We start from the raw sequence: 26,718 nt of genomic DNA on the forward strand, positions 1-26,718 counted from the left end.
GGCGGTCGCGAATGACCGCCGGACCTCTTTTCCGATTTACTGGCTGATCGATGATGAACGCTGTCGCACCCACGGCCCACATGGCCCCGCTTGCTGCGGAAACACCGATCCTGGAAATGCGCGGCATCAGCCAGATCTTTCCGGGCGTCAAAGCCCTCGATGGCGTCAGCATCAAGCTTTATCCCGGCCAGGTGACCGCGCTGATCGGCGAGAACGGCGCCGGCAAGTCGACGCTGGTCAAGATCCTGACCGGCATCTACCGCCCCAACGAGGGCGAGATCCTGATCGACGGCGCGCCCACCACATTCGCAAGCGCGCAGGCCGCGATCGACGCGGGCGTCACCGCCATCCATCAGGAAACCGTGCTGTTCGACGAACTGAGCGTCGCGGAAAACATCTTTCTCGGCCATGCGCCGCGCACCCGGTTCGGCACGATCGACTGGCGGCAGATCAATTCCGGCGCCAAGGCCCTCATGCTGCAGCTAGAGAGCGAGATCGATCCGACGATCCGCCTGCGCGACCTCTCGATCGCCCAGCGCCATCTCGTGGCCATCGCCCGGGCGCTCTCCGTCGAAGCACGCATCGTCATCATGGACGAGCCGACCGCCGCCCTGTCCCGCAAGGAGATCGATGATCTCTTCCGCATCGTCGAGGGCCTGAAACGGCAGGGCAAGGCGATCCTCTTCATCAGCCACAAGTTCGACGAGGTCTACGAGATCGCCGAGAATTTCGTGGTTTTCCGCGATGGCCGCGCCGTCGGCCAGGGCCGGTTGAAGGAGACGCCGCAGGACGAGATCGTCCGGCTGATGGTCGGCCGCGACGTCAAGGACGTTTTCCCCAAGGTCGAGGTCAAGCTCGGCGCCCCGGTATTGCGTGTCGAGAGCTACTGCCACCCGACCGAATTCCGTGACATTTCCTTCGAGCTTCGCCGCGGCGAAATCCTTGGCCTCTACGGACTGATCGGCGCCGGACGTTCGGAACTCTGCCAATCGCTGTTCGGCGTGACCCGGCCCTCGTCCGGCCGGCTGGTTCTCGAAGGCAAGCCGCTCGATATCCGCTCCTCGGGCGACGCGATCCGCGCCGGCATCGTCTACGTGCCGGAGGAACGCGGTCGCCACGGCCTGGCGCTGCCCATGCCGATCTTCCAGAACATGTCGCTGCCGTCGCTCGGCAAAACCTCCCGCTCCGGTTTCCTGAAAGCCGCTAACGAACTGGCGCTCGCCCGCAAATATGCCGAGAGGCTGGACCTGCGCGCCGCCGCCCTTTCCGTTCCGGTCGGCACGCTTTCCGGCGGCAACCAGCAGAAGGTTGTCATCGGCAAGTGGCTGGCGACACAGCCGAAGGTGATCATTCTCGACGAACCGACCAAGGGCATCGACATCGGCTCCAAGGCCGCCGTCCACGCCTTCATCAGCGAACTCGCAGCCGAAGGCCTGTCGATCATCATGGTCTCCTCCGAGCTTCCCGAAATTCTCGGCATGTCCGACCGGGTGATGGTGATGCGCGAAGGCCTCGCCGCCGGCATCTTCGAGCGGGAAGCCCTGAGCGCCGAAGCGCTCGTGCGCGCCGCAACCGGCAACCAGTGAGGAGAACCCGATGAACCGCCTCCTGAAGAACCGCGAGATCCTGCTCACCGTCATCATCGCGATCATGATCGCCGGCTTCTCCACCCGCGCGCAGGGTTTCGCGGCCCCCGGCAACCTTGCCAACATCTTCAACGACACCTCGATCCTGATCATCCTGGCGCTCGGCCAGATGACGGTGATCCTGACCAAGTCGATTGACCTCTCGGTCGCCGCCAACCTTGCCTTCACCGGTATGGCGGTCGCCATGACCAATGCCGCCTATCCCGACCTGCCGCTCGCCCTGCTCATTGTCATGGCGATCGGCATCGGCGCCTTGCTCGGTGCGATCAACGGCTACCTTGTCTGGGCGCTGCGGATACCGCCGATCGTCGTGACGCTCGGGACGCTCACCATCTATCGCGGCATGGCCTTCGTGCTGTCGGGCGGCGGCTGGGTGAACGCCCACCAGATGGGCGCCACCTTCCTCAACGTCCCCCGAATGCCGGTGCTCGGCCTGCCGATACTCTCCTGGATCGCGCTCCTCATCGTGCTCGGCGCCTGGTTCGTGCTGACCCGCCTGCCGTTCGGCCGGGCCGCCTACGCATCCGGCGGCAACCCGACGGCGGCGGTCTATGCCGGCATCGATATCGGCTGGACCAAGTTCATCGCCTTCGTGGTGTCGGGCGCACTCGCCGGTCTCTCCGGTTACCTTTGGGTGTCGCGCTACGCGGTCGCCTATGTGGATATCGCCGCCGGCTTCGAACTCGATACGGTCGCCGCCTGCGTCATCGGCGGCATCTCGATCGCCGGCGGCATCGGCTCGGTCGCCGGCGCCGTGCTCGGCGCACTTTTCCTCGGCGTCATCAAGAATGCCCTGCCGGTGATCGGCATTTCGCCCTTCGCCCAGATGGCGATTTCCGGCATCGTCATTGTGCTCGCCGTCGTCTTCAACGCCCGCGCCGAGCGCAAGGCCGGCCGCATCATCCTGCGTGACCGGGGTGCAAAGGAGATCTCCGCATGAGCGACGTTGCATCCGCAAAGCGGGTCATCCCCGACCGCCTCGGCAGCAAGACCTCGCGCCTGCTGGCGAGCTGGGAAGTTCTGCTCTTCGGCGTGGCGGTGCTGATCTTTGTCTTTAATTCGTTAGCATCGCCTTACTTTCTGAATGCCTGGAACCTCTCGGACGCGACGTTCAACTTCACTGAAAAGGCGATGATCGCCTTTGCCATGGCGCTGCTCGTCATCGCCGGCGAGATCGACCTGTCGGTCGCCGCCATCATCGCGCTTGCCTCCACCGCCATGGGGGCTGCAGCCCAGGCCGGTATCGGCACGCCCGGCCTGGTCGCGATCGGCATCGGCACCGGCCTCGTCTGTGGCGCGTTTAACGGCCTGCTCGTCGCCGGCCTCAAACTGCCGTCGATCGTGGTGACGATCGGCACGATGAGCCTCTTCCGCGGCATTTCCTATATCGTGCTGGGCGATCAGGCCTATGGCAAATATCCGGCGAGTTTTGCCTATTTCGGCCAGGGCTATGTGGCCTGGGTGTTTTCCTTCGAATTCGTGCTGTTCATCGCCCTTGCCGCAACTTTCGGCATCCTCCTGCACGCCACGAATTTCGGCCGGCAGGTTTATGTGATCGGCAACAACGAATTTGCGGCGCGCTTTTCCGGCATTCCGGTGGAGCGCGTGAAGTTCATCCTCTTCCTGCTGACCGGGCTGATGGCCGGCGTCGCTTCCGTCTGCCTCACGTCACGCCTCGGCTCGACCCGCCCATCGATCGCGCAAGGGTGGGAGCTGGAAGTCGTCACCATGGTCGTCCTCGGCGGCGTCTCGATCCTAGGCGGGGCGGGCACGATCGCCGGTGTCGTCATCGCCGCCATCGTGATGGGCCTCGTCACCTTCGGATTGGGGCTCCTAAACGTGCCCGGCATCGTCATGTCTATCTTCGTCGGCCTGCTGCTGATCGTCACCATCGCCATCCCGATCATCGCCCGCCGTATCAAGGAAATGAGCTGATGAGCGTCCAGAAACACGCCTTCAAGATGAAGCTTCATCCGGGCATGGAAGCGGAATACCGCAAGCGCCATGACGAAATCTGGCCGGAACTGGTGGACCTCCTGCACCAGGCCGGCGCCAGCGACTATTCCATCCACCTCGACCGGGAGACCAATACGCTGTTCGGCGTGCTGAGCCGGCCGGCGGATCACACGATGGCAAGCCTGCCGGATCATCCGGTGATGAAGAAGTGGTGGGCGCATATGGCCGACATCATGGAAACCAATCCGGACAATTCGCCCATCCAGAGCGATCTGGTGACGGTTTTCCACCTGCCATGAGCGCACCGCAGAAGATCGCCGTCCTCGATATCGGCAAGACAAACGCCAAGGTCGTCGTGCTCGACTGCGCAAGCGGCGAGGAGATCGCCGAGCGGCGTGCGCCGAACCGCGTCCTGCCGGGGCCGCCTTACCCGCACTACGATATCGAGGCCTTGTGGGCTTTCGTGCTCGAAGCACTGTCGGCCTTTGCCGAACATCCCGGCTTCGATGCGATCTCGATCACGACCCACGGCGCATCGGCGGCGCTTCTCGATGCCGAGGGCGAACTGGCCCTGCCGGTGCTCGACTACGAGCACGAATATCCGGAAGACATCCACAGAGCCTATCAAACGATCCGCCCGCCCTTTTCGGAAACCTTCTCGCCGTCCCTGTCCGGTGGGCTGAATGTCGGCGCGCAGCTTCACTACCAAAAGACAGCGTTTCCCGAGGCCTTTGGCCGCGTCCGAGCCATCCTCACCTACCCGCAATACTGGGCGTTCCGGCTGACCGGCGTGGCGGCGAACGAGGTCACCTCGCTCGGCTGCCACACCGATCTCTGGCGGCCCCGCGAAGGCACCTATTCCTCACTGGTCGATACGCTCGGCATCCGCGACCTCATGGCGCCGGTGCGTTCGGCCTTCGACGCGCTCGGCCTCCTGTTGCCGGAAATCGCAGCGCGGATCGGCCTTGCAGGCCGCCCGGTCCCGGTCCATTGCGGCATCCACGATTCCAACGCCTCCCTGCTGCCGCATCTGGTCGGACGCGAGCCGCCGTTTTCGGTCGTCTCCACCGGCACCTGGGTCATCAGCTTTGCGGTCGGCGGCGATCTCGATCATCTCGACCCGCGCCGGGATGCCCTCGCCAATGTCGATGCCTATGGCCGCGCCGTACCCTCCAGCCGCTTCATGGGCGGCCGCGAGTTCGAGATGCTGACGGCCGAACTCGGCACGCTGTCGCCGGAAGCAGCACTTGCGGCCATGCCTTATGTCATCGAAAAAGGCCTGATGCTTCTGCCGAACATTGCAGGCGGTTCCGGCCCCTTCCCCGGCCGCGAACGGCAATGGATCAACGACACCGACGCCTCGACCGACCAGCGCTGGGCCGCCGCCTGCCTTTACCTCGCGCTGATGACCGAGACCTGTCTCGACCTCATCGGCGCGAAAGGACCGGTTCTGGTCGAAGGCCCTTTCTCCGCCAATCCGGCCTATCTCCAGGCGCTGACCGCACTGCTCGGCCGCGAGGTGATCGCCCTTCCCGGCTCGACCGGCACCAGCCAGGGCGCCGCACTTCTGGCGGGCATCGCGCCGAAAACCAAGCCCGGCCGCGCCGTGCCCAGGCCGTCCTGGACCATCGACGCCTATCGCGCTGCCTGGCACGACAACCTGGGCGCCTGATCAGGCAACATTCGCCGGACGGCGGTTGCGGCGCAGGCGCCGTCCCGTCTGCTCCTCCAGAGCGTTTTCCAGAATGCCGAGACGGCGTTCAGTGATCTCGGCGATCTGCGCCGGATCGCCGGATTCGATCGCCTGCAGCATGATCTCGATCAGTTCGAGCGACAGAGTAAGATCCGCGCGGGTATGCAGGGTCCGGTGTCGCATCGGCTCGACCCATTGCAACAATAGCTCCATCAGTTCCAGAACGAGGCTGTTGCGGGTCGCCTGCGCGAGAGCGAGATCGAACCGCATCGTCGCGATGATGATCGAATTGATGTGTTCCGGGCTGCTCCTGGTCACCTCCGGCGGCGGCAGCGCATCGCGGCCGAACCGGATCGCCTCCCGCATCCGGTCGAAATCGGCGTCCTCGGCATATTGCGAAGCGATCTGCGCCACCCAGGGCAGGATCAGCCGGCGCACTTCGATCGCCTCGTCGATATCCCCCGGCCGCATGTCCGGCCTCGCCACGATCAGGTCGAGCGGCACGATCTCGCTGCTGACGAACGTGCCTCCACCCGCCCCCGGCCTGACGGTGAGGATATTCGCCTCGATCAGCAGCTTGATTGCCTCGCGCACGGTGGGGCGGCTGACCTGCATCTGCTCGGCGATGCTGCGTTCGGAAGGAAGGCGGGAACCGAGCCGGAAAAACCCGGTCCGGATGGCATCGGCAAGCCGGCGCGCGACCTCTTCGCTCGGAAGCAGCACTTTGACGGGCTGAAAATGTCTATTCACCGGCACCTCCTGTCCCGCTCAGACGGAAAGCACTTTTCCGGTATTGAGGATGTTGTTCGGGTCGAGCGCCAGCTTGATACGCGCCATCAGCGCCAGTTCCTCCGGCGTGCGCGACAGTTTCAGATACGGCTTCTTCAGGAGCCCGATCCCGTGTTCGGCGGAAATCGTGCCGCCTTCCCGCGCGATTGACCCGAACACGAGTTCGGTGATCTCCTTGTGCGGCTGGTCATCGCCGGCGGACGGGATGTTGCAGACGAGATGCAGGTTACTGTCGCCGATATGGCCGTAGCTGACCGCGATCGCATCCGGCCAGCGGGCTTTCATCGCGGCCTCGATCTCCTCCACCACCCGGCCGGCGGCGCTGGTCGGCAGGCCGACGTCGAAAGCGGTCAACGGCCCCATCAGCTTGCCGTATTCCGATACGCTTTCGCGCACCGCCCAGAGATCCTTGCTCTCGCGTTCGGAGGACGGCAGGACCGCATCGGAAACCCAGCCGGCTTCCAGCGCATCGGACAGCACCTGTTCCAGCAGCGCCCGGTTTTCTTCCGCGTTGCGCCCGCCGGTTTCGATCAGCACATAGACCCCGTGCGGTTCCTTGAAGGCGCGGCGCAGGCCGGGAAGCTTGCCGGTCATGAAGTCGTAGAAGCTCGGCCACATCACCTCGAAGGAGGTCAGCGCCGATCCCATGTTCTGACGGGCGCTCTTCAGAAGCTCCAGAAGCGAGGGAAAATCCGGGCAGCCGCAGAAGGCGCTGGCAAGTTCCGCGGGCTTGGCCTGCAGCCGCAACACGGCGCGGGTGATGACCCCGAGCGTGCCTTCCGAGCCGATGAACAGCTGTTTCAGGTCGTAGCCGGCATTGTTCTTCAGCATCTTGTTCAGCGACGTGACGATCGTGCCGTCCGGCAGCACCACTTCGAGGCCGAGCACATGCTCGCGCGCCATGCCGAACCGGATCACCCGGTTGCCGCCGGCATTGGTGGCAAGGTTGCCGCCGATGACGCAGGAATCCCGGGCTCCGAGATCCAGCCCGAAGAACAGCCCGGCCTCTTCCGCCTTCGCCTGAATGACGCTGAGCGGCGTACCCGCCATCACCGTCATCGTCGCCATCACCGTATCGACTTCCTCGATGCCATTCATGCGATCGAGCGACAGCGCCACGCCATTTTCGATCGGACGTGCCCCGCCGGCAAGGCCGGTCAACCCGCCCTGCGGCACCACCGGCACCTTGAATTCGTTGCAGAGACGCAGCGTTGCCGAGACCTGCTCCGTCGTGCGCGGCCGCACCAGCGCCAGCGGCACCACCGGCGAAAGGCCACCCCAGTCATTGTGAAACCGGACCGGGATATCGTCACCGAAAAAGACGTCGGGAGCGAGTTCGCGCGCGAGCGCCTGGATGAGTTCTTGGGTCATGAAAACCGTCACCTCGGATGCCATCGATGGATGGTCATCTTAGATACCGATTTTGGTAAAGTGAATATACCTTCGAATTTTTTCCGGCGGAGCATGCCGGCAAGAAATCCCGTTGATACCGCCACCTGCAAAATTCCCGATGGCCCAAAACGAAATCGGCGGGCCGGCAAAAAGCCAGCCCGCCGATTCTCCCTGGGAGGAGATTGGGGAGTTAGCGCAGGGCCCCGGCCAAGCGTTTCTGTTCGTCCTTCATGAAGGCGATATCGCCGACGACGCGCACGCGCACGCGCCTTGAATCCCCTGGCAGATAGGCGATCGGGATGTCTTCGGTATCGAGCGTCACGATCGTATCGGGGCTGGCGCCGGCCTCGACCGCGCGGGCGCGCGCGATCCGGTCGGCCTCGGCAATCGCCTTTTCGCGCGACATGCCGGAAAACACCTGGTCGACTTCGCCGGACACCTGCGCCATCGCAGCACCAAGCGCGTTCGCCACGCCGGCATGTTCGACGCGCAGCACTTCGCTCGCGCCTTTCAGCTTTTCCGGGATCAGGAACGCGCCGCCACCGACGGCAATCAGTTGCACGCCTTCGGCCGAGGTCTTCATCCGGTCGACGCCGTCTTCGACCATCGCCTCGACGCGCTTCAGGAGGTCGGCGACCAACGCCTTGTCGAGATGCTTCACCCGGTCGCGATCACCGATCTCGACGAGGCCGGCCGCGACCGCCACGTCCGTCGTCGTCAGCGTGTCGCCGCCGAAGACCAGCGCCTTTTCGGTGATCCGGTAACCGACCGAGCGCGGCCCGATCTTGCGGGTTTCCGGGTCGATGATCGTACCGCCGCCAAGCGCCATCGGCAGCAGGTCCGGCATGCGGAACAGCGTGCGCACGCCGCCGACTTCGACGACATTGTTGGCCTCGCGCGGAAACCCGCCGACCAGGCAACCGATGTCCGAAGTAGTGCCGCCCACGTCGATGACCATCGCCTCCTTGAGGCCGGTCAGGAAGGCGGCGCCGCGCATCGAATTGGTCGGGCCGGACGCAAAGCTGTAGACCGGGTTGGCGGCCGCGACATCCGCCAGCACCACCGTGCCGTCGTTCTGCGTCAGGTAGAACGGCGCATCGACGCCGGCCTGTTTCAGCGCATCCTTGAAGGCATCGATCGTCTTGCGGCCGAGGCCCTGCAGGGCGGCGTTCAGAAGGGTAACGTTCTCGCGTTCCAGAAGGCCGATGCGGCCGAGCGTATGGGAAAGCGTGATGCGCGCGTTGGGGATAATCGAACGGACGATCTCCGCCGCCTCCAGCTCGCATTCCGCCGTCAACGGCGAGAAAAGCGCCGTGATACCAACGGAATCGACGCCCGCATCGCGGATCTTCATCGCCGCGTCGCGCACTTCGTCGCGGGCGAGCGGCACCAGCGGCCGGCCGTCATATTCATGGCCGCCATGCACCATGAAGGAGAGCGGATCGACAGCATCGCGCAGCTCGTCCGGCCAATCGACCATCGGCGGCAGCGAGGCGCCAGCCGGCATGGCGATACGGATCGCCGCAACCCGATCGAGACGGGCACGCTCGACCACCGCATTGGTGAAATGCGTGGTGCCGATCATCACCGCATCGACCGGGGCCGAGCCCGGCGCCTGCGAGGCGACCACATGGCCGATCGCATTGACCACGCCCTGCATCACGTCCGAGGTGGTGGGAAACTTGATGGCCGAGAGAACCTTCTCGCCATCGATGAGCACGGCATCCGTATTGGTGCCGCCGACGTCAATTCCGATCCGCTTCATGCTGCAAACACCGATTTGAAATCCAGGTCATATCCGAAGGCGCGCGGGCCGACATGTTCGAGGCCCTTGGCGCTGGTCAGCACCTCCGGCGCCGGCAGGGCGACGACCGTGACGCGCTGGCCGTAACGCACCGTCTCGGTGCCGATCGCTTCGCCCGATACCGTGTCGAGCAGGCAGATCAGGTCCGGTGTCATGGCGATCGGCTGACCGTCGCGGAAGGCGACCGCCCATTCGTTCTGGAAGGCGAGCTCCACCTTGGAGCCGCGATCACCGTCGAGGCCTTCGATCATTGCCGAGCCGCGCAGGAAGCCGCCCGTCGTGGTGCGGTCGACATCGGCGATCTTGCCCTTGAACAGCACCTTGCCGCCTTCATGGGCGAGCACCGCTTCGACCGGATCCGTATGGGCGGCACGGGCTTCGAGCACGGCGCGGCCGAGGCTGACCGCCTTGGTGACCGTGTAGAGCACGCCCCAGTCCTTGACTTCCCGGCCGGTGCGCGGCGCCTTGCAGGTCGCCGCCGTCGAGCCGACTTCGGTGCAGATCTTGCGGGAGATGCGCTCCATCCACTTCCAGGACGCGGCCTTGGCGACGATCGCCTCGTTGTCGCGGCAATCGACCAGCGTCAGCGGATACATCGGCAGGTCGCCGATCGCAAAGCTCGTCATCTGCGCTTCCGGATAGGCGCGGCCCATCGCGTCCGCATCGACGACCGGGATGTCCAGCATGGCGCCGGCGAGAAATGGCGACAGCGCATTGCCGCCGCCGATCTCGACGCTCATCACCGCGCGGAACTTGCGGCCGGTATATTCTTCCATCAGCTGCATGGCCCGGGCGAGGTGCGCGGGATCGACCAGACGCTCCTGGCCGACCAGCGGCGCACCCATCTTGGACACGACCGCGACGGCATCGCCGTCGTCGAGCGCCTGCGGGTCGATCAGCTTGACGCGCTTGCCGTCCTTGTAGAGCTTTTTCAGGTTGAGCTGCGCCAGATAGGGGCTGCCACCGCCGCCGGTGCCGAGAATCCAGGCGCCAACGGCAAGCGGGTCGATCTCGCCCGCTTCGAAATCACGGATCATGTTTACCTCCGAAGAATGTGCTAGAACCTAGCCATGAGTGACGAAGGATGCCTATAGGGGACTGCCCCTAGAATGAGCTTGCCTTGATTTTGGGCATGCTCGGCGCAATCATGGTTTGACGATCGAAAGGACCGATTCCCTGCACATGACGAAGAGCCCCTATGCGCTGGCCCCGACCTCGCCGGAAGGTGCGGAACTGCACCATCGGGTGATGTTCCTGAGCGTCGGCCAGACGCCGCGTGCCGATCTCATCGGGGACATGCTGACCAATCTCGACGTTGCCATCGAAGCGCTCGAAATCGGCGCGCTTGACGGGCTTTCCAAGGCGGAAATCGACGACCTGAAAGTGCGGCCGGGCGAACAGAGCATCGTCACCCGGCTTGCCGACAATACCGATATCGTCGTCTCCAAACCGCGGATCGCCGAGCGCATGGCGAAGATCGCCGCCGCTTTCCAGCCCAACGAATTCGATCTGGTCGTCATCCTCTCGACCGGCCTGTTCCGCGATTTCGAAAGCACCTGCCCGACCGTCAACGCCCAGCGGGCCATGGAATCGGCGGTGATTTCGCTCGCCGCGCACGGTTCTTCCGTCGGCCTCATCCAGCCGCTGCAGCAGCAGATAGCCGAACTCGATATCCCCGCGCTCGCCCCCTACAAGATCTGCGCCAGCTACGCCGCCGACGGCGACCGCAAGCTCTTGGCCAGCGCGCTGGTCGATCTCGCCGATGCGGAAATCATCGTCCTCAATTCCGTGAGTTTTACCGAGGCCGACCGGCAGATGGTCGCAAAGGCGAGCGGCAAGCCCGTGGTTCTCGCCCGCCGCATCGTCGCGAGCGCCATCCGGCTTCTGCTGCATCGGTCTCAGCCCGTAACGCTGCCGGGCGTTTCGCCGGAATTCGCGGAAAAGCTTCTTCGCCTGACGCCGCGCGAGCGGCAGGTGCTGTCATTGGTGGCCGAGGGCCTGTCCAACAAGGCGATTGCCCGCCAGCTCGGCATCAGTCCGAAGACCGTCGAGATCCACCGCTCGAACGTCATGAGCAAGATGGAAGTCACCTCTTCCAATGCGCTCATCCGAATGGTCATCTCCGCCGGTCATCCCTGATCGAAAATAATGACGCTTGCGCAAGAAAATTGCGCGCGAAAGCCTGTTTGCCTAAAAATTGATCGCCTTGACCCTGTCAGAATCATGTCGTTCTAGGGGCATTACCCTATAGTGAAGCCGCGCTTCCGGGCGTTAGGCTCCCTGTCGACAATGCCATGCAGGGAACGAACAAGAGCATGCCTTCCACATCCAAGATCGCCTTCGTGACCATCGGCCAGACGCCACGCATCGACGTGGTTCCGGAAATGATGGCCGAGATCGGCATCGGCCTGCCGGAAGGTCGCGTCGAGTTCCGTGAGTTCGGCGTGCTCGACGGCATGGGCCCGACCGAACTGGACGCGATGCGCGCCGTGGACGGCGAACATTCCTTCGCGACGCGCCTGAAGAGCGGCCAGGAGATCGTTACCTCCAAGGCACGCACGGAAGAGAAGCTCAACGTGCTCCTCGGCCGGATCGATGCGCAGGGCTTCGACTTCGTCGTGCTTCTCTGCACCGGCACGGCGATCGATCCGCTCAAAAACACCCTGGTCGTCGAAGCCCAGCGGATCGTCGATTCGACCGTCGAGGCGCTCGCCGCCTCCTCCCGCAAGCTCGGCGTCATCCTGCCGCTCGAACGGCAGGTGAAGGATTTCGCCGATCGCCACGTCTTCAGCGGCGAGCCGAAATTCGTGGCCGCCTCGCCCTATGCCGGCGACGACATCGGCGAGCGGGCGAAGACGCTCGAAGGCTGCGATCTCATCGTCATGCATTGCATGGGTTATTCCGCCGGAATGCTGGACGAGGTGCGCCGCGCGGTCGATGCCCCCGTTCTGTTGTCGCGCCGCGTCGTCGCGGGCGTCGTCCGTCAAATGATCTGATTACCGAGCCACATCAAAAACAGAGGGAACCAAATGTTCGGAAAAATCCTGAAAACCGTCGCGGTCGCGGGGCTTCTCGCCTCCTCGATCCTCGCCTCGCCGGCGAACGCCTTCGAACGCACCGACAAGGGCAATGTCATCGTCTTCGGCGGCCGCCAGGCGATCCCGGTCCTCGATCCGCATGTCCGCTACGACTGGTCGACGCGCATGATCCAGCAGTCGGTCTATGATGCGCTGGTCAAGTACGAAGGCAACCCGGCTGAGATCAAGCCCTGGCTCGCCGAGAAGTGGGAAACCAGCGCCGACGGCAAGAGCTGGACCTTCCACCTTGCCAAGAACGCAAAATTCCACAACGGCGATCCGGTGACCGCCGAAGCGGTGCGCTACTCCTTCGAGCGCGGCCTGAAGCTCAACAAGGGCGTCGCCTGGATGCTCAAGGACTTCCTGGCGCCGGAAAACATCGTCGCCGTGGACGCCAACACCGTCCGCTTTGACCTGAAGGCGCCCTATGCTCCTTTCCTCTCCTTCCTGCCCTGGTGGTTCGTCGTCAACCCGGCCGAGGTGAAGGCCCACGAAGTGGATGGTGACTATGGCCAGAAGTGGCTGACCGACCATGCTGCCGGCTCCGGCCCGTTCAAGCTCGGCCGCTGGGAACCGAACGTTCTCTACGAGATCGAAGCCAATGACGGCTACTGGAAGGGCTGGCCGCAGGGCGAGAAGAACCGTCCCGCCGGCGTGATCTACAAGATCATCCGTGAGCCGGCCGCCCAGAAGGCTGCCCTGCAGCGCGGCGAAGCCGACATCGTCGAAGGTCTGACGCCGGACGACTACATCCAGATCAAGCGCGTCCCCGGCGTGGTCATCCAGGACCACAAGGGCATGACCACGTTCGGCATCAAGTTCAACACCCAGAAGGGCCCGACCGCGGACATCAACCTGCGCAAGGCGATTGCCTATGCGCTCGACTATGATGCGCTGATCCAGATCTACAACGGCGCCGCCTCGCTCGAGACCAGCCCGATACCGGACGCCATGAAGGGCCATGTCGCCGTTCCGGGCATGCCGCGCAAGGATCTTGCCAAGGCGAAGGAATATCTGGCGAAATCGGCCTACCCGAACGGCGGCATCACGCTTCCCTACGTGCATGTCGCGGGCCTCGAAGAAGCCCGCCGCATCGGCCTCGTGCTGCTCGACAACCTGAAGGAACTCGGCATCACCGTCGAGGTCAAGCCGGAACAGTGGCCGAACATGGTCGCCGCCGGCTCCAAGGTCGAGACCTCTCCGGCCATGACCTCGGTGTTCACCACGCCGGTTTCGACCGACCCGGACGCCGTCGCCTACCAGTACCACAAGGCGAGCTGGGGCCAGTATTACGCGATGATGTTCTACGACAATCCGAAGGTTTCGGAGATGATCGACCAGGCCCGCGCCGCCACCAGCTGGGATGACCGCGCCAAGCTCTATGCCGAGATCCAGAAGCAGATCGTCGCCGACCAGCCGGAAGTCTTCGGCATGCTGCAGAACCGCCGTTGGGCGCATCGCGACTACCTGCAGGGCTTCCAGTTCAGCCCGGTCCGCTTCACCGGCGAAGTCGATCTTTACCCGATGTGGGTGAAGGCCGAATAGTGACTGGCTTGCGTCCCCTCCTGCAGCCAGCATGATGCGCATGGCCCGGGCCATCCCAACCGGCCGGGCCATGCGCAGTTTTTGATAGAATAGTCACCGGAGAAGACGATGTTGGCATTCGCCTTCCGCAAAGTGCTGACGCTGATCGGAACCATGATCGGCATTGCGGCACTCACCTTCGTCATCACCAATGTCGCGCCGGGCGATCCGGCCCGCCTGGTTGCCGGTCCCAACGCGACCGAGGACATGGTGACGACCATCCGCACCGAATACGGCCTCGACAAGTCGCTGCCCGAGCAGTTCGTCGTCTATATGGGCGACCTCGTCACCGGCGACCTCGGCCAGTCGATCGTCACCACAAGGCCCGTGCTGGAAGAGGTGCTGCGTTATGCACCGGCAACGCTGGAGCTCGTCTTCGTCGCCATGGCGCTCGGCATCATCGTCGGCGTGCCGCTCGGCATGCTATCGGCCGTCTACAAGGACGGACCGATCGACCATGTGACCCGCATCTTCTCGATCTCGGGCGTCGCGCTGCCGGCCTTCTGGTTCGGCATCATCCTGCAGCTGACGTTTGCCGTCGATCTCGGCTGGCTGCCGGTCTCCGGCCGCCTGCCGCTCATCACCCGCCCGCCGGAAACGGTGACTGGCCTGCTGCTGATCGACAGCCTGCTCGCGGGCCGGCTGGATACGTTCTGGACGTCGCTCAGGCACATCATCCTTCCCGCGATCGTGCTCTCCTTCCCCTGCCTCGCCTCGATCCTGCGCGTCAACCGCGCCGAGATGATCGAGGTGCTGCAATCCGATTATATCGTCGCGGCACGCGCCCACGGCATCGCCTCGTTCCGCATCGTCGCGATCTACGCGCTGAAGAACGCGCTGCTGCCGACCCTGGCGATGATCGGCCTGCGTTTCGGCTGGATGCTCGGCTCGACCGTGCTGGTCGAAACCGTCTTTGACTGGCCGGGCATCGGGCTTTATGCCGTCTCCTCGGCGCTTTCATCGGATTTCAAGCCCGTCATCGGCGTCACGCTGGTCATCGGCTTCTTCTTCATCGTCGCCAACACCCTTGTCGATCTCGCCTATGCGTGGATCGATCCCCGCCTCAGGAGCGCCTGATGACGACGCCCGTGGAACTCTCACGCCCCCTCACCTTCCGCGAACGGCATGAAAGCAAGATCCGCCAGTGGCGGCTCTATGCGCACATGTTCGGCAAGAGCTTCTCCTCCATGCTCGGCCTCGGCCTGGTCGTGCTCTTCCTTTTGCTCGCGGCCCTTGGCCCGTGGCTCGCGCCCTATCCGGAAGATACGGTCGGCGCCTTCAACATGGCCAACAAGCTGATGGGACCGAATGCGGCTCACTGGTTCGGCACCGACGAAATGGGCAGCGACATCCTCTCGCGCGTCATCATCGGCGCCCGCACCTCGCTGTGGATCGGCCTGATCATCACCGGCGTCGGCGCCATCATCGGCGTACCGCTCGGCATCATCGCCGGCTATCGCGGCGGCTGGGTGCGTGCCGTCATCATGCGCATCACCGAACTCTTCCTCGCGGTACCGGGGCTTGCCCTCGCTTTGGCGATCGTCGCAGCTCTTGGCCCCGGCATCACCAATTGCGTGCTGGCTCTGTCATTGGTCTGGTGGCCGGGCTACGTGCGGCTGGTGGAGGCCAAGACGCTGTCCGTCAAGGAAGAACTGTTCGTGGAATCGGCCCGCTCGATCGGCGCCAAGACGCCCTGGATCCTCTGGCACCACATCCTGCCCAACTGCATGTCGCCGATCATCGTCAAGATGAGCATGGACATGGGCATGGCGATCCTGTCGGCAGCCAGCCTCGGTTTCATCGGCCTCGGCGCCCAGCCGCCGGCACCCGAATGGGGCGCGATGATCTCGGTCGCCCGCACCTACATGCCGGACTGGTGGTGGTATTCGCTCTTCCCCGGGGCCGCGATCTTCCTGACCGTGCTCGGCTTCAACCTTCTCGGCGACGGCCTGCGCGACATTCTCGATCCCCGGAGCCGCGACCGATGACCGGACCTCTTCTCGACATCAAGAACTACCGGCTCGACATCGGCACCTTCGACGGCCCGGTGCATGTGCTGAAGGACATCAACCTGACGGTCAACCGCGGCGATACGCTCGGCATCGTCGGCGAAAGCGGTTCCGGCAAGACCGTGCTGGTGCGCTCCGTGCTCGGCATCGGCCCGAAGGCCTCGAAAGTCGTGGAAGGCAAGATCGCCTTCGACGGGCAGGACATCACGGCGCTCCCCGAAAAGGACTGGACGAAGATCCGCGGCATCCGCATCTCGATGATCTTCCAGGATCCGATGACCTATCTGAACCCGCTCTTCACCATCGGGCGGCAGATTTCCGACGTCATCGCCGCCCATGAAAAGGCAGCCGGCCACGGGGTTTCGTTGAAGGCCATCCGCCGCGCCCGCACCGAGGAACTGCTCGACCAGGTCGGCCTGCCGAACCCGGCCATGTTGTACGACCAGTATCCGCACCAGCTTTCCGGCGGCATGCGCCAGCGGGTGCTGATCGCCATGGCGCTTTCGGGCAAGCCGGACCTTTTGATCGCCGACGAACCGACCACCGCTCTCGACGTGACGGTCCAGGCCCAGGTCCTCGATCTCATCAATTCGCTGGTCGCAAAACTCAACCTCACCGTCATCATGATCAGCCACGATATCGGCGCGATCGCCACGATCGCAAAGCGCTGCGCGGTGATGTACAAGGGCGAGATCGTCGAACAGGGCCTGACGGCGGATATCCTGAGCGCCCCGAAACATGAATACACGAAGCGACTGCTCGCCGCCGTGCCGGACATCGACACGGCAGCCGCGAAGGTCGCCGCCGAACCGGCGGTCGGCAAGCCGGCGAAACCAGGCGCGCTTCTGGAAGCGATCGGTCTCAGGAAGATCTACCGCAGCCAGTCCGGCACCGAGGTGACGGCCGTCGATAGCATCGACCTATCGGTCGCGACCGGCGAAATCTTCGGCGTGGTCGGCGAATCCGGTTCCGGCAAGTCGACGCTGGCGCGCATGCTGCTGCGGCTGATCGAGCCGACCTCGGGCGACATCATCTTCGACGGAAAGAACATCTCCGGCCTCACCGGCGAGCCGCTGCGGTTGATGCGCCGGCACATGCAGTTCGTCTTCCAGAACCCGCATTCGGCGCTCAACGGCCGCCACACGATCGGCGATGCGATCGGCGAACCGCTCCGCATCCAGACGAACATGAGCCGCCGCGATATCGAGGCCCGCGTCGAAGCGCTGCTCGACATCGTTCAGCTGCCGAAGATGTTCAAATACCGCTATCCGCACGAACTGTCCGGCGGCCAGAAACAGCGCATCTGCATCGCCCGCGCCATCGCCCTCAATCCCCGCCTGCTGATCCTCGACGAACCGACGTCCGCGCTCGATATCTCGGTGCAGGCGCAGGTGCTCGACTTCCTGCAGGAACTGCGCGCCGAGCTGGACCTCACCTATGTCTTCATCTCGCACAACCTCGCGGTCATCCGGCAGATCTGCGACCGGACCATCGTGATGAAACGCGGCGTCATCGTCGAACAGGGGGAAACCGAACGCCTCTTCCTCTCTCCGCAGCACGAGTACACCAGGGCGCTGATCGAGAGCGGACGCAAGACCTCGCGGGCAGCGAACCTGTCGGCTTCCGCCGGCTCGTGAGGGAACGGATTCCAAAAAAATAATTGTGCAGTGCAGCAACGTTACCCATATAGGGGACGTTGTCGTCGATCACTGCCACCCCGGCAATGATTGCCAGGAGGCATTATGAGATCGTTGTCCGATACGCTGGAGCGGCTTGCTCGCTTGAAATCACTGGGTCGAGAGCAGACCGACGCGCCCAGCCATCTTGAAGAATTCGGAAGCTTCGGGTCCAACCCCGGGGCGTTGGCCGCCAGGGTTTACGTCCCTTCCCTGCTTCCCAAAAACCCCGCCCTCGTCGTCGTTCTTCACGGCTGCACTCAGACCGCGTCGGGCTATGACCACGGAACCGGATGGTCGAAGCTCGCCGAGCAGCACGGCTTCGTGGTGCTTTTTCCGGAACAGGTCCGGGCCAACAACGGCAATCTCTGCTTCAACTGGTTCCTTCCGGGCGATACCCGCCGCGGCCAGGGCGAAGCGCATTCGATCCGCCAGATGATCGACGCCGCTGTCTCCCGGCATGGGATCGACACGTCGCGCGTCTATGTGAGCGGCCTGTCGGCGGGCGGGGCAATGGCCAATACCATGCTCGCCACCTATCCAGAGGTTTTCGCCGGCGGCGCGATCATCGCAGGCCTGCCCTATGGCGTCGCCGCGACGGTTCCGGAAGCCTTCGACCGGATGCGGGGGCAAGGCCTGCCCGAACCATCGGCGCTTCAGTCACGGTTGCGAGCCGCTTCCTCCCACCAGGGACCCTGGCCGACCATCTCGGTCTGGCAGGGCACCCAGGACAACACGGTTGCGGAGGCAAATGCGCAGGCGATTGTCGACCAGTGGCGGGCCGTTCACGACGTCGGCGCGAGGCCGGGCCTGGTGGAGAAAGTCGACGGCCAGTCGAAAACCGTCTGGATGGATGCCCGCGGCAGGCAGGCCATCGAATATTACAGCATTGCCGGCATGGGCCACGGAACGCCGGTCGATACCGCACGCGACGGCGAGAATGCCGCGCCCTACCTGCTGGATGTCGGCATATCCTCGACGCTTCATTCGGCAAAAAGCTGGGGTCTGCTCCGCGAAGGGGTGGAGCCGTTGAAAGCCGACATTTCGGACCGGCCCAAGCGGGCATCGGCCTCTTCACGGCAGCCGAAAGAACCTGAAGGCATCCAGCAGATCATCGAGAACGCGCTTCGCATGGCCGGCCTGATGCGGTGATCAGCGCGGCGGCGGCCAGGGGGAGAGGGAATGGCCGCCGCCGGACGCCCCCCGCTTAGACGCCGGAAGCAGCAATATCCGCGTCGAGACGCTCGCGAGCCTTCTTGGGCAGTTTCGCGGTCTTGATGGCCTCCAGATTGGCAGGCGTGTTGCCGACAACGACGAGGCCGATCATGCCCATGCCGACATGCGGCGAGCATTTCACGGCATAAGCTCCCTCCACGTCGAACGTCACCTTCACGCTTTCGTTCATCTGGCCTTTGAACGGCTTTGCGCCTTCCGGGATCAGCCCGTCGATGGTTTCCGCATTGTGGGATTTGTCGGTCGGGATGAAGGTGACGGTATCGCCCTTGGCGACCTTGAGGGAGCTCGGTTCGAAGACCATCGCGCCGTCCTTGCCCTTGTTGAGCATGTGCACTTCGAAATCGGCAGCCGACACCACCGTTGCACAGGTAGCCGTGACGATCGCCGCGCCGACCAAGGATGCCAAGATCTTCTTCATTTCCTACTCCTTTTCTAAGAAGCCCTCGGCTTCGTCGGAACGCACACTAGGCCAAAAGAGGCGGTCCTCTTTGACCTGCGACAACCGGTTTTGAGTTTGCCCGCTTTTGCGCCGCATTGCCCAACCGGCCCGGCGAAGCGTCTTCAGAGAGCGCTGAACGCAAATCTGCAAGTCCTCGCCGGACGAGCGCCGCCCCCTCGGTTGGGGCGTTTTCCTGGCGTCGAACACTCGGCCACGGGAACGAAAAAAGCCGGCAGGGTGGGCCCTGCCGGCTGAAGCTCTCCGGGGAGCGGCGTGGAGGAAGGAGGCCTATTCGGCCGCTTGCGCCCCGAGGGCGTTGTTGCGATAGGGCTCGCAGAGAGCCTCCATCATCTCCATTTCTTGCGCGGTCAGGTCGGTCAGAGGGGCGCGAACCGGACCCGTATCGAAGCCCATCAGCCGCACGCCGGCCTTGATGGCGGAAACCGCGTAACCCTTCTGGCGGTTGCGGATCTCCATGAACGGATAGAAGAAGTCGATGAGGATCTGGTTGGTGGCGGCCGTATCGCCGGCCCGCAGCGACTTGTAGAATTTCTGGGCCAGCCCCGGAACGAAGTTGAAGACAGCCGACGAATAGGTAGTAACGCCGGCGCCGAGATAGGCATCCGCGAAAAGCTCGGCCGTCGGCATGCCGCCGAGATAAGTCAGGCGGTCACCCATGACCGCCGTGATCTTGCGCACCAGGCCGATGTCGCCGGAACCGTCCTTGAAGCCGACCAGATTGGGACAGGCCTCGCAAAGGCGGGCCAGCGTTTCCGCCGTAAGGATCGAATTGTCGCGGTTATAGACCATGACGCCGATGCCGACGGACTGGCAGACGGTCTTGATATGCTGGTAGAGGCCCTCCTGGCTGGCATCCATCAGGTAGTGCGGCAGCAGCAGAATGCCGTCGGCGCCGGCTTTTTCAGCGGACCTGGCAATCGAGACGGCGATGCGCGTGCCGTAGCCGCAGCCGGAAACGATCGGCGTGCTGCCGGCGGAAGCCTTGGCGGCAACGATGATTTCCGGAATTTCGGAAGGCTCCAGTGAAAAGAACTCGCCCGTGCCACCGGCGGCGAAAAGCACCGAAGCATCAAAACCGGCCAGCCAGCCGACATGCTGCTCGTAGGCCTTGCGGTTGAAGAGGCCATCCTTGCCGAACGGCGTGACGGGGAACGACAGGAGGCCGGCGCCGAGCGCCCGCTTCAGTTCATTTGGATCCATAGACATGGCAGTCCCTTCCTGGTTGATTTCCGGGAAGCTACCAAGTCATATTATGACTGTCAATACTTGTATTATCTTTGCCGATATCTCAGGGACGCCGTATCAGCGAGCGATAGCGTTGCTGGCTGCCCTTGAGATGCATGCGCATCGCGTCGCGGGCAGCCGAATCGTCGCCATCCGTGATCGCACCGGCGATACGGGCGTGTTCATCCTGAATCTGGGTCAGGTATTCGGCCGGCGAAATCTCGATTTCCCCCTCCTGCAGCAGCGATCGCGGGATCATCTGCTTGCCGATCGCCTCCAGGAGCTCCCGGAAACGCGGGTTGTTGGTCGCATCCGCGATGGCCAGATGGAAAGCCCGATCGCTTTCAACCGTTGCCGCACCGGCGGCGATCTGCCGCTTGATCGTCTCGAGACATTCGAAGATCAGCTCCTGCTGGGCCGGCGACGAGCGGACGGCGGCGAGACCCGCAGCCTCGATCTCGATTGCAGCACGAACTTCCAGCATTTCGATGATGGAGGAAACGCGGCTGGCATCCACGGTGCGGAAACCCGCCTGCAGCCCGCCTTGCGGCGCCAGGACGAAGACGCCGACGCCGTGACGGACTTCGACGAGATTATCCGCCCGCAACGACGCAATCGCCTCGCGGATGACCGTGCGGCTGACCTCATACTGCAGCGTCAGTCCGCTTTCCGTGGGCAGTTTGTCACCGGGTTTCAACGCGCCGCTCGCAATCGCGTCCCGCATCCGCCGGCCTACCGTCTCGACCAGGTTGCGGCCCTTTCGCGAGGGTGTTTCCCCGGTGATGTTATCTGCTCTCTTCAATGTCGGCCCGTTCCTCGGCTTTGGTATTTCAGCCACTTAGAGGGGTAAAAGCCCACTCCGTTGTCAAGCGCAAGGGAATAATTTTATTGACGCGGGGCCCTAGACCTATAGTATGAGATGACCTATGAGGTATTATGACATAGCGGACAGATGCTCATTCGCCGTTGATCCGTCCACGAGGGAAGAATGCTTTGAACCGGCGCCGCGGACAGTGTCGACCGGACAATTCGGCCGATGCTGGAGGACCGGACGGATGCATGAACGGTGGAGGCTCGTCCCTTTGCTTCTGACAGGAGGAATTTCGTGAAGATCGTAGACGTCCATGTGCGGGTATTCTCCCATACCACGCGCCGCCATCAGGATACCGCAGGCCATGCCCATCCCGGCCCGCCGCACAAGGTAAACCTGGCGCTCTTGACCATCGTCGATGACGATGGGGCCGAAGGCTACTGCTTCGCCCCGCCGGAAGTCGTTCGCCCGCACGTGATCGACAAGTTCGTCAAGAAGGTGCTGATCGGCGAGGATCCGTTCGCACGCGAAAGGCTGTGGCAGGATCTCGCCCACTGGCAGCGCGGCAGCGCGATGCAGCTGACCGACCGGACGCTCGCGATCGTCGACTGCGCGTTGTGGGACCTTGCGGGCCGTAAACTGAACATGCCGGTCCACAAGCTGATCGGCAGCTACCGGGAAAAGATCCCGGCCTATGGCTCGATCATGTGCGGCGACGAACTGGAAAACGGCCTCGCGACGCCGGAAGATTACGGCCGTTTCGGCGAAAAGCTCGTCAAGCGCGGCTACAAGGGCATCAAGCTGCACACCTGGATGCCGCCGGTTTCCTGGGCGCCCGACGTCAAGATGGACCTGAAGGCCTGCGCCGCGGTGCGCGAGGCGGTCGGTCCCGATATCCACCTGATGATCGACGCCTTCCACTGGTATACCCGCACGGAAGCGCTGGAACTCGGCAAGGGCCTCGAAAAGCTCGGCTTCGACTGGATCGAGGAGCCGATGGACGAGCAGAGCTCGGCCTCCTACGTCTGGCTGGCGGAGAACCTCGACATTCCGGTGCTCGGCCCGGAAAGCGCCGGCGGCAAGCACTTCAGCCGCGCCGAATGGATCACCTCGAAGGCCTGCGACATCCTGCGCACCGGCGTCCACGACGTCGGCGGCATCAGCCCGGCTATGAAGACCATGCATCTCGCCGAATCCTTCGGCATGAACTGCGAAATCCACGGCAACGGCGCTCCGAACCTGATCGTCGCCGCCTGCACCAAGAATGCCAAATGGTACGAACGCGGCCTGCTGCACCCGTTCCTCGAATATGACGACGGCTTCGAATACCTGAACGCCCTCGTCGATCCGATGGACGAGGACGGCTTCGTGCATATCTCGGACAAGCCGGGCATGGGCGAAGACATCAACTTCGACTTCATCAACGCCAATCTCGTCGGCTGAACCGCTTAATCTGCCTCCCAAGCAGTGAAGAGAAGCTCGGTCCCTTTTGGGGACCGGGCTTTTTCTTTTTTTGCGCTCGGTAAAAAATTATCGCCGGTGGTTGGATCCTCGGGTCAAGCCCGAGGATGACGGAGAGCGCGGCGGACGACCGAGGAGAGGCACAACATCCAAGATCGTCATCCTCGGGCTCGGCCCGAGGATCCACTCACCACGGATCAAAAGCCCTTGGGATATCCACTGATTTCGCCTTCGCCCAACGTTCTGAAGCCCGCGCAGCCGCCTGCCGTGGCTTTTCAAAAATCGGAGAGCCCACACGAATGCGGAACCTCATTTTGTTTAGTAGGTGTGGCTCCGCATTCGCGTGGCCTTCGGCGTCTTTTCGAGGTTTCCGGCCCCTACAGGTGATCACCTCGCCTCGCTGTAGAGGAAGCAGGCCTCGACCAATCCAAGTCCGCATCTCGCCAAGGACCTGTCTTGCTTCACATCGCCCGCCCGAGCCAATCCGTCGCATGGTCCTGCTGATCGACGGGAAATGCATGGGCTGCTCCCTGCCATAGCCGGGTTTCGATGCTTCGTGCGGCGTCCGCGGCCACCCATATCGCGTGCATCTGCTCATGCGCCGCCAAAGCAGCCGCTGCCGGAAAATGCCTGTCCTCGGCACCGCTGAAGACCAGCGCGGGTTTCGGCGCCGCCAGTCCGGCGAAATGCGGATAGTCCAGCTTGCCGGCGATCTGCGGATGCAGCATGGAAAAGGCCGACTGGCCGCGAAGCTGGTTGTTGCCAGGCTGCATGAGGCCCTGAAGCGTCCCCATCCATCCGCCCGCGACGCAGACTTTTACGTCGTCCGAAAGCGCGGCCACCTGCCAGGCGCGCGAGCCGCCCATCGAATAACCGAAGCTTGCCACACGGGCGCGGTCGATGCCCGGCGATCTGCAAAGCCAAGCCATCGCTTCGAGATCCTCACGCAGGATGACGGAGGCGTAGGAAACCCCGAACTGCATCAGATTGGCCGCCAGGGCCTGCTGCGCCTCATAGCCGTTGCCTTTCCGGCCTCCCCAGCCGAGCGCATCCGCGCAGAGCACGGTGTAACCGCGACGGGCGAGCTCATTGCCGACCTGCCGCCCGCCGTAGAGCTTCGCCGTCCAGTGATCGACATCCGCTGCGACTTCGGGAGGTTCGCCGGGCCGGCCGATCATCTTTTCCTTGCCGATCGAAAAGAACGAGCCGTGGTCGTGCAGCAGAAGTACAGCAGGCGTCCAGGCGTCGGTATCCGGCCGGAGCAGGTAGGCGCCGGCGACTTCGCCATTGGAGAAATGAAGCTGCAGCTCCTGCCCCCTGCAGCCGCCTTCCCTCCAGTCGCTCACCACGGAAGCGCCGGCGGGAGTGATGCGTTCGACACCGAGCGCCGCGCGGACCTCGTCGCGCGTCCGCTCTCTCCAGGCCGCGAAATCGTCCTTTGCGGCATCGAAGTTCCATCCAAACGAAACGGTGTCGCGAAGCCTCGCAGCCAGGCTCGACATGTTCTCGCCATCGATCATGGCGTATTCCGCGACCTCGCGATGAGCCGGTCACGGCTATCGGACAAGTGTCTGCGCATGGCCGCGCGGGCACCCTCGACGTTCTTGTCCTCGATGGCCAGGAAGATCGCCTTGTGCTCGTCGTTGACGCGCTGCAGGTGTCCCACGAAGGTTTCGTCATCAACCTGATGCGCCTGCATGCGCATGCGCGGCATCAGCGTTTCGCCGAGATAGTTGAATATGCCGATGAAGTGTTCGTTCTGGCTGGCGGCCGCGACCGCACAATGAAATTCGAAGTCCGACTGCGTGCTGCGGTCGAGCCGCCTGATCGAGCGGTCCATGGATTCAAAGGCGGCATGCATGGCGGCGATATCGACGGCGGTTCTGCGCTCCGCCGCGAGAGCCGCGGATTCGGATTCGATGCCGATGCGCAGTTCGAGGCCCTTCAGCACGCTTTCGACCCGCATCATATTTTCATCGGTGAGCCGGAAGGGCGTGACGCCGGCATCCTCGCGCACGAAAACGCCGATGCCGTGATGGATGGACACATGCCCGCTCGCCCGAAGGTTGGCGATCGCCTCCCGGACGACCGTCCGGCTGACCCCCAGTTCGTCGATCAGCGCCTTTTCCGTCGGAAGCTTGGATCCGCGCGGATATTCCCCGAGCTTGATGCGCTCGGCGATCATGCGCACCACCTGCGAACTCAGGGTCTCCCGGCGACGCCAGGTAGAGGCTTGGGCTTCGGCTGTCATCGGGGCACCTCCATGGCGTCAAAGACGGGAAATTCAGACAGCGTGGTCGTATTCGAGGCTCGCCTGTATCAATTCCCGGGCATAGGGGTCCGCGGCCTGGCCGGTCGCCAGCACGTCCCGGCTCATCACCTCGACCACGCGGCCATGCTGCATCACTGCCAGCCGCTCGCACATATGATCGATCACCGCAAGATCGTGGCTGACGAAGAGATAGGTCAGGTTGCGTTTTGCACGCAGGTCGGCAAGCAGGTTCAGCACTTCCGCCTGCACCGAGACGTCGAGCGCCGAGGTCGGCTCGTCGAGAAGCAGGATGCGCGGTTCGAGGATGAGCGCGCGGGCGATTGCCACGCGCTGCCGCTGGCCGCCGGAAAGCTCGTGCGGATAACGCGACAGGAAGGCCGGATCGAGACCGACATCGACCAGAGCCCGCTCCATGCGTTCGACCTGGCGGTCCATGCGGTGGATGCGGAGCGGCTCCTGAAGTGCCGTGCGGATCGACTGGCGCGGGTGCAGCGAACCATAGGGGTCCTGGAAGACCATCTGGACTGCACGGCAATATTCGACGAACGGCATGTCGTTGACCGACCGCCCCTCAAGCTGGATATCGCCCTCCCAGACATTCAGAAGGCGGGCGATGCAGCGCAGGATGGTCGACTTGCCGGAACCGGATTCGCCGACAAGCCCGAAGGATTCGCCGGCCTCGACCGAAAAACAGACATCGCCGAGAATGCGCTTCTTCGCCAGGCCGTAGCCAAGATCGATCGAGAGATTGCGGACGTCGATGGCGGTCATGCGCGCACCTCTTTGGTCTCCTGGGAGATGACTTGGCGGTTCAGGACCGGAAGCGGTCGGCGGCTGCCGCCGATATGCGGCTGTGCGGCAAGCAGGCCTTGCGTATAGGGATGCGTGCAATTGCGCATATCCCGGGCGGCCCGCTCCTCGACGACCTCGCCATGGCGCATGACCAGCACGCGGTCGCAGAAATTGCGCACCAGGTTGAGGTCGTGACTGATCATGATCAGCCCGATGCCCTTGTTGGTCACCAGCTCGTTCAGGATGTTCAGGACCTGCATGCGCACGGTGACGTCGAGCGCCGAGGTCGGCTCGTCGGCGATGATGATCTGCGGTTCGGGGATCAGCATCATGGCGATCATGATGCGCTGGCCCATGCCGCCGGAGACTTCATGCGGATAAAGGCCGTAGACGCGCTCGGGATCGCGGATCTTTACCGCTTCCAGCATTTCCAGCGTCTTCTGCCGGGCAGCGTGGGCCGATGCCCTGTTGTGGACGCGATAGGCCTCGGCGATCTGGTCACCGACGCGGTGCACCGGGTTGAGCGAGAATTTCGGGTCCTGGAGGATCATCGAAATGCGCCGGCCGCGGATCGTCAGCATCTGCTTTTCGCTGGCGGAGATGAGATCGGTACCGCCGAAATCCATCCGGTCGGCCTCGATCTTCGCCGTCGGGAGGAGCTTCAGCAGCGCCCGGCCGATAGTCGACTTGCCGGAACCGGATTCGCCGACGATGCCGAGCCGCTCGCGGCCGAGATCGAAGGAAACGCCCTTAACGACGGTGTTGTAAAGCTTGCCGCTGCGATAGCTGACGCGGAGATTTTCGACCTTCAGGAGTGTTTGGCTGTTTTCCATGGC

At 63.5% G+C, this 26,718-nt stretch carries 24 protein-coding genes; 13 read left to right on the plus strand and 11 right to left on the minus strand.

Annotated features, from left to right (window positions below):
* The first annotated feature begins 50 nt into the window (after nt 1–50).
* The 5 genes from ACSQ8R_RS16480 to ACSQ8R_RS16500 are packed head-to-tail and all read left to right on the plus strand — an operon-like array spanning nt 51 to nt 5,274.
* Nucleotides 51–1,586 carry a sugar ABC transporter ATP-binding protein gene (locus tag ACSQ8R_RS16480; RefSeq protein ID WP_436254377.1) on the plus strand — a complete coding sequence of 512 codons (1,536 nt, stop codon included), beginning with the start codon at nt 51–53 and terminating at the stop codon, nt 1,584–1,586.
* 10 nt (nt 1,587–1,596) lie between these two features.
* Complete coding sequence (locus ACSQ8R_RS16485; protein ID WP_436254378.1) at nt 1,597–2,586, plus strand: ABC transporter permease; 990 nt, start codon at nt 1,597–1,599, stop codon at nt 2,584–2,586.
* Nucleotides 2,583–3,581, plus strand: coding sequence for an ABC transporter permease (locus ACSQ8R_RS16490; protein WP_436254379.1), 999 nt, complete (start codon nt 2,583–2,585; stop codon nt 3,579–3,581). Before ACSQ8R_RS16485 ends, ACSQ8R_RS16490 begins: the two co-directional genes overlap by 4 nt.
* Nucleotides 3,581–3,901, plus strand: a complete 321-nt coding sequence (gene rhaM, locus ACSQ8R_RS16495; RefSeq protein WP_436254380.1) for an L-rhamnose mutarotase — start codon at nt 3,581–3,583, stop codon at nt 3,899–3,901. Before ACSQ8R_RS16490 ends, rhaM begins: the two co-directional genes overlap by 1 nt.
* Nucleotides 3,898–5,274, plus strand: coding sequence for an FGGY-family carbohydrate kinase (locus tag ACSQ8R_RS16500; RefSeq protein WP_436254381.1), 1,377 nt, complete (start codon nt 3,898–3,900; stop codon nt 5,272–5,274). The genes rhaM and ACSQ8R_RS16500 overlap by 4 nt, the downstream gene beginning before the upstream one ends.
* Here ACSQ8R_RS16500 and ACSQ8R_RS16505 read toward each other — a convergent pair whose 3' ends face one another.
* From ACSQ8R_RS16505 to ACSQ8R_RS16520, 4 genes are all read right to left on the minus strand, one after another.
* Nucleotides 5,275–6,045, minus strand: coding sequence for a FadR/GntR family transcriptional regulator (locus ACSQ8R_RS16505; RefSeq protein ID WP_436254382.1), 771 nt, complete (start codon nt 6,043–6,045; stop codon nt 5,275–5,277).
* 18 nt (nt 6,046–6,063) lie between these two features.
* Nucleotides 6,064–7,455: an FAD-binding oxidoreductase gene (locus ACSQ8R_RS16510; RefSeq protein ID WP_436254383.1), complete on the minus strand. Its 1,392-nt coding sequence runs from the start codon at nt 7,453–7,455 to the stop codon at nt 6,064–6,066.
* 211 nt (nt 7,456–7,666) lie between these two features.
* Nucleotides 7,667–9,241 (minus strand): hydantoinase/oxoprolinase N-terminal domain-containing protein, encoded by a 1,575-nt coding sequence (locus ACSQ8R_RS16515; RefSeq protein ID WP_436254384.1) that lies wholly within the window; start codon nt 9,239–9,241, stop codon nt 7,667–7,669.
* Nucleotides 9,238–10,317 (minus strand): DUF917 domain-containing protein, encoded by a 1,080-nt coding sequence (locus ACSQ8R_RS16520; protein ID WP_046611245.1) that lies wholly within the window; start codon nt 10,315–10,317, stop codon nt 9,238–9,240. The genes ACSQ8R_RS16515 and ACSQ8R_RS16520 overlap by 4 nt, the downstream gene beginning before the upstream one ends.
* A gap of 145 nt (nt 10,318–10,462) precedes the next feature.
* On the opposite strand from ACSQ8R_RS16520, the gene ACSQ8R_RS16525 reads away from it, so the two are divergent.
* The 7 genes from ACSQ8R_RS16525 (at nt 10,463) to ACSQ8R_RS16555 (ending at nt 18,778) form a co-directional block, all read left to right on the plus strand.
* Complete coding sequence (locus ACSQ8R_RS16525; protein WP_436254385.1) at nt 10,463–11,419, plus strand: AroM family protein; 957 nt, start codon at nt 10,463–10,465, stop codon at nt 11,417–11,419.
* A 176-nt stretch (nt 11,420–11,595) separates the two neighbouring features.
* Nucleotides 11,596–12,276, plus strand: a complete 681-nt coding sequence (locus tag ACSQ8R_RS16530) for an AroM family protein (protein WP_436254386.1) — start codon at nt 11,596–11,598, stop codon at nt 12,274–12,276.
* A gap of 33 nt (nt 12,277–12,309) precedes the next feature.
* The gene (locus ACSQ8R_RS16535; RefSeq protein WP_436254387.1) at nt 12,310–13,902 is read left to right on the plus strand and encodes an ABC transporter substrate-binding protein; all 1,593 of its coding nucleotides are present in this window, start codon (nt 12,310–12,312) and stop codon (nt 13,900–13,902) included.
* A 108-nt stretch (nt 13,903–14,010) separates the two neighbouring features.
* On the plus strand, nt 14,011–15,018 hold the full coding sequence (locus ACSQ8R_RS16540) for an ABC transporter permease (protein WP_436254388.1): 1,008 nt from the start codon (nt 14,011–14,013) through the stop codon (nt 15,016–15,018).
* The gene (locus tag ACSQ8R_RS16545; protein WP_436254389.1) at nt 15,018–15,929 is read left to right on the plus strand and encodes an ABC transporter permease; all 912 of its coding nucleotides are present in this window, start codon (nt 15,018–15,020) and stop codon (nt 15,927–15,929) included. The genes ACSQ8R_RS16540 and ACSQ8R_RS16545 overlap by 1 nt, the downstream gene beginning before the upstream one ends.
* Nucleotides 15,926–17,587, plus strand: a complete 1,662-nt coding sequence (locus ACSQ8R_RS16550) for an ABC transporter ATP-binding protein (protein ID WP_436254390.1) — start codon at nt 15,926–15,928, stop codon at nt 17,585–17,587. The genes ACSQ8R_RS16545 and ACSQ8R_RS16550 overlap by 4 nt, the downstream gene beginning before the upstream one ends.
* A gap of 105 nt (nt 17,588–17,692) precedes the next feature.
* Nucleotides 17,693–18,778 carry an extracellular catalytic domain type 1 short-chain-length polyhydroxyalkanoate depolymerase gene (locus ACSQ8R_RS16555; protein ID WP_436254391.1) on the plus strand — a complete coding sequence of 362 codons (1,086 nt, stop codon included), beginning with the start codon at nt 17,693–17,695 and terminating at the stop codon, nt 18,776–18,778.
* A 55-nt stretch (nt 18,779–18,833) separates the two neighbouring features.
* On the opposite strand, the gene ACSQ8R_RS16560 is transcribed toward ACSQ8R_RS16555, so the two are convergent.
* From ACSQ8R_RS16560 to ACSQ8R_RS16570, 3 genes are all read right to left on the minus strand, one after another.
* Nucleotides 18,834–19,280 carry a pseudoazurin gene (locus ACSQ8R_RS16560; protein ID WP_436254392.1) on the minus strand — a complete coding sequence of 149 codons (447 nt, stop codon included), beginning with the start codon at nt 19,278–19,280 and terminating at the stop codon, nt 18,834–18,836.
* Between the two features lie 309 nt (nt 19,281–19,589).
* On the minus strand, nt 19,590–20,522 hold the full coding sequence (gene kdgD / locus ACSQ8R_RS16565) for a 5-dehydro-4-deoxyglucarate dehydratase (RefSeq protein ID WP_436255502.1): 933 nt from the start codon (nt 20,520–20,522) through the stop codon (nt 19,590–19,592).
* 88 nt (nt 20,523–20,610) lie between these two features.
* The gene (locus ACSQ8R_RS16570) at nt 20,611–21,348 is read right to left on the minus strand and encodes a FadR/GntR family transcriptional regulator (RefSeq protein WP_436254393.1); all 738 of its coding nucleotides are present in this window, start codon (nt 21,346–21,348) and stop codon (nt 20,611–20,613) included.
* Between the two features lie 303 nt (nt 21,349–21,651).
* On the opposite strand from ACSQ8R_RS16570, the gene ACSQ8R_RS16575 reads away from it, so the two are divergent.
* A complete protein-coding gene (locus ACSQ8R_RS16575) occupies nt 21,652–22,800 on the plus strand; it encodes a mandelate racemase family protein (RefSeq protein ID WP_436254394.1) in 1,149 nt (382 codons plus the stop codon).
* Between the two features lie 479 nt (nt 22,801–23,279).
* Here ACSQ8R_RS16575 and ACSQ8R_RS16580 read toward each other — a convergent pair whose 3' ends face one another.
* Genes ACSQ8R_RS16580 through ACSQ8R_RS16595 form a run of 4 tightly spaced genes read right to left on the minus strand, consistent with a single transcriptional unit; the run spans nt 23,280 to nt 26,715 of the window.
* Nucleotides 23,280–24,338, minus strand: a complete 1,059-nt coding sequence (locus tag ACSQ8R_RS16580) for a dienelactone hydrolase family protein (protein WP_436254395.1) — start codon at nt 24,336–24,338, stop codon at nt 23,280–23,282.
* Complete coding sequence (locus ACSQ8R_RS16585) at nt 24,335–25,069, minus strand: FadR/GntR family transcriptional regulator (protein WP_436254396.1); 735 nt, start codon at nt 25,067–25,069, stop codon at nt 24,335–24,337. The genes ACSQ8R_RS16580 and ACSQ8R_RS16585 overlap by 4 nt, the downstream gene beginning before the upstream one ends.
* A gap of 33 nt (nt 25,070–25,102) precedes the next feature.
* A complete protein-coding gene (locus ACSQ8R_RS16590) occupies nt 25,103–25,861 on the minus strand; it encodes an ABC transporter ATP-binding protein (RefSeq protein ID WP_436254397.1) in 759 nt (252 codons plus the stop codon).
* Nucleotides 25,858–26,715, minus strand: coding sequence for an ABC transporter ATP-binding protein (locus ACSQ8R_RS16595; protein ID WP_436254398.1), 858 nt, complete (start codon nt 26,713–26,715; stop codon nt 25,858–25,860). The genes ACSQ8R_RS16590 and ACSQ8R_RS16595 overlap by 4 nt, the downstream gene beginning before the upstream one ends.
* Nucleotides 26,716–26,718 lie beyond the last annotated feature (3 nt).

This window comes from Neorhizobium sp. LjRoot104, from assembly GCF_964253725.1.
Classification (GTDB): Bacteria; Pseudomonadota; Alphaproteobacteria; order Rhizobiales; family Rhizobiaceae; genus Neorhizobium.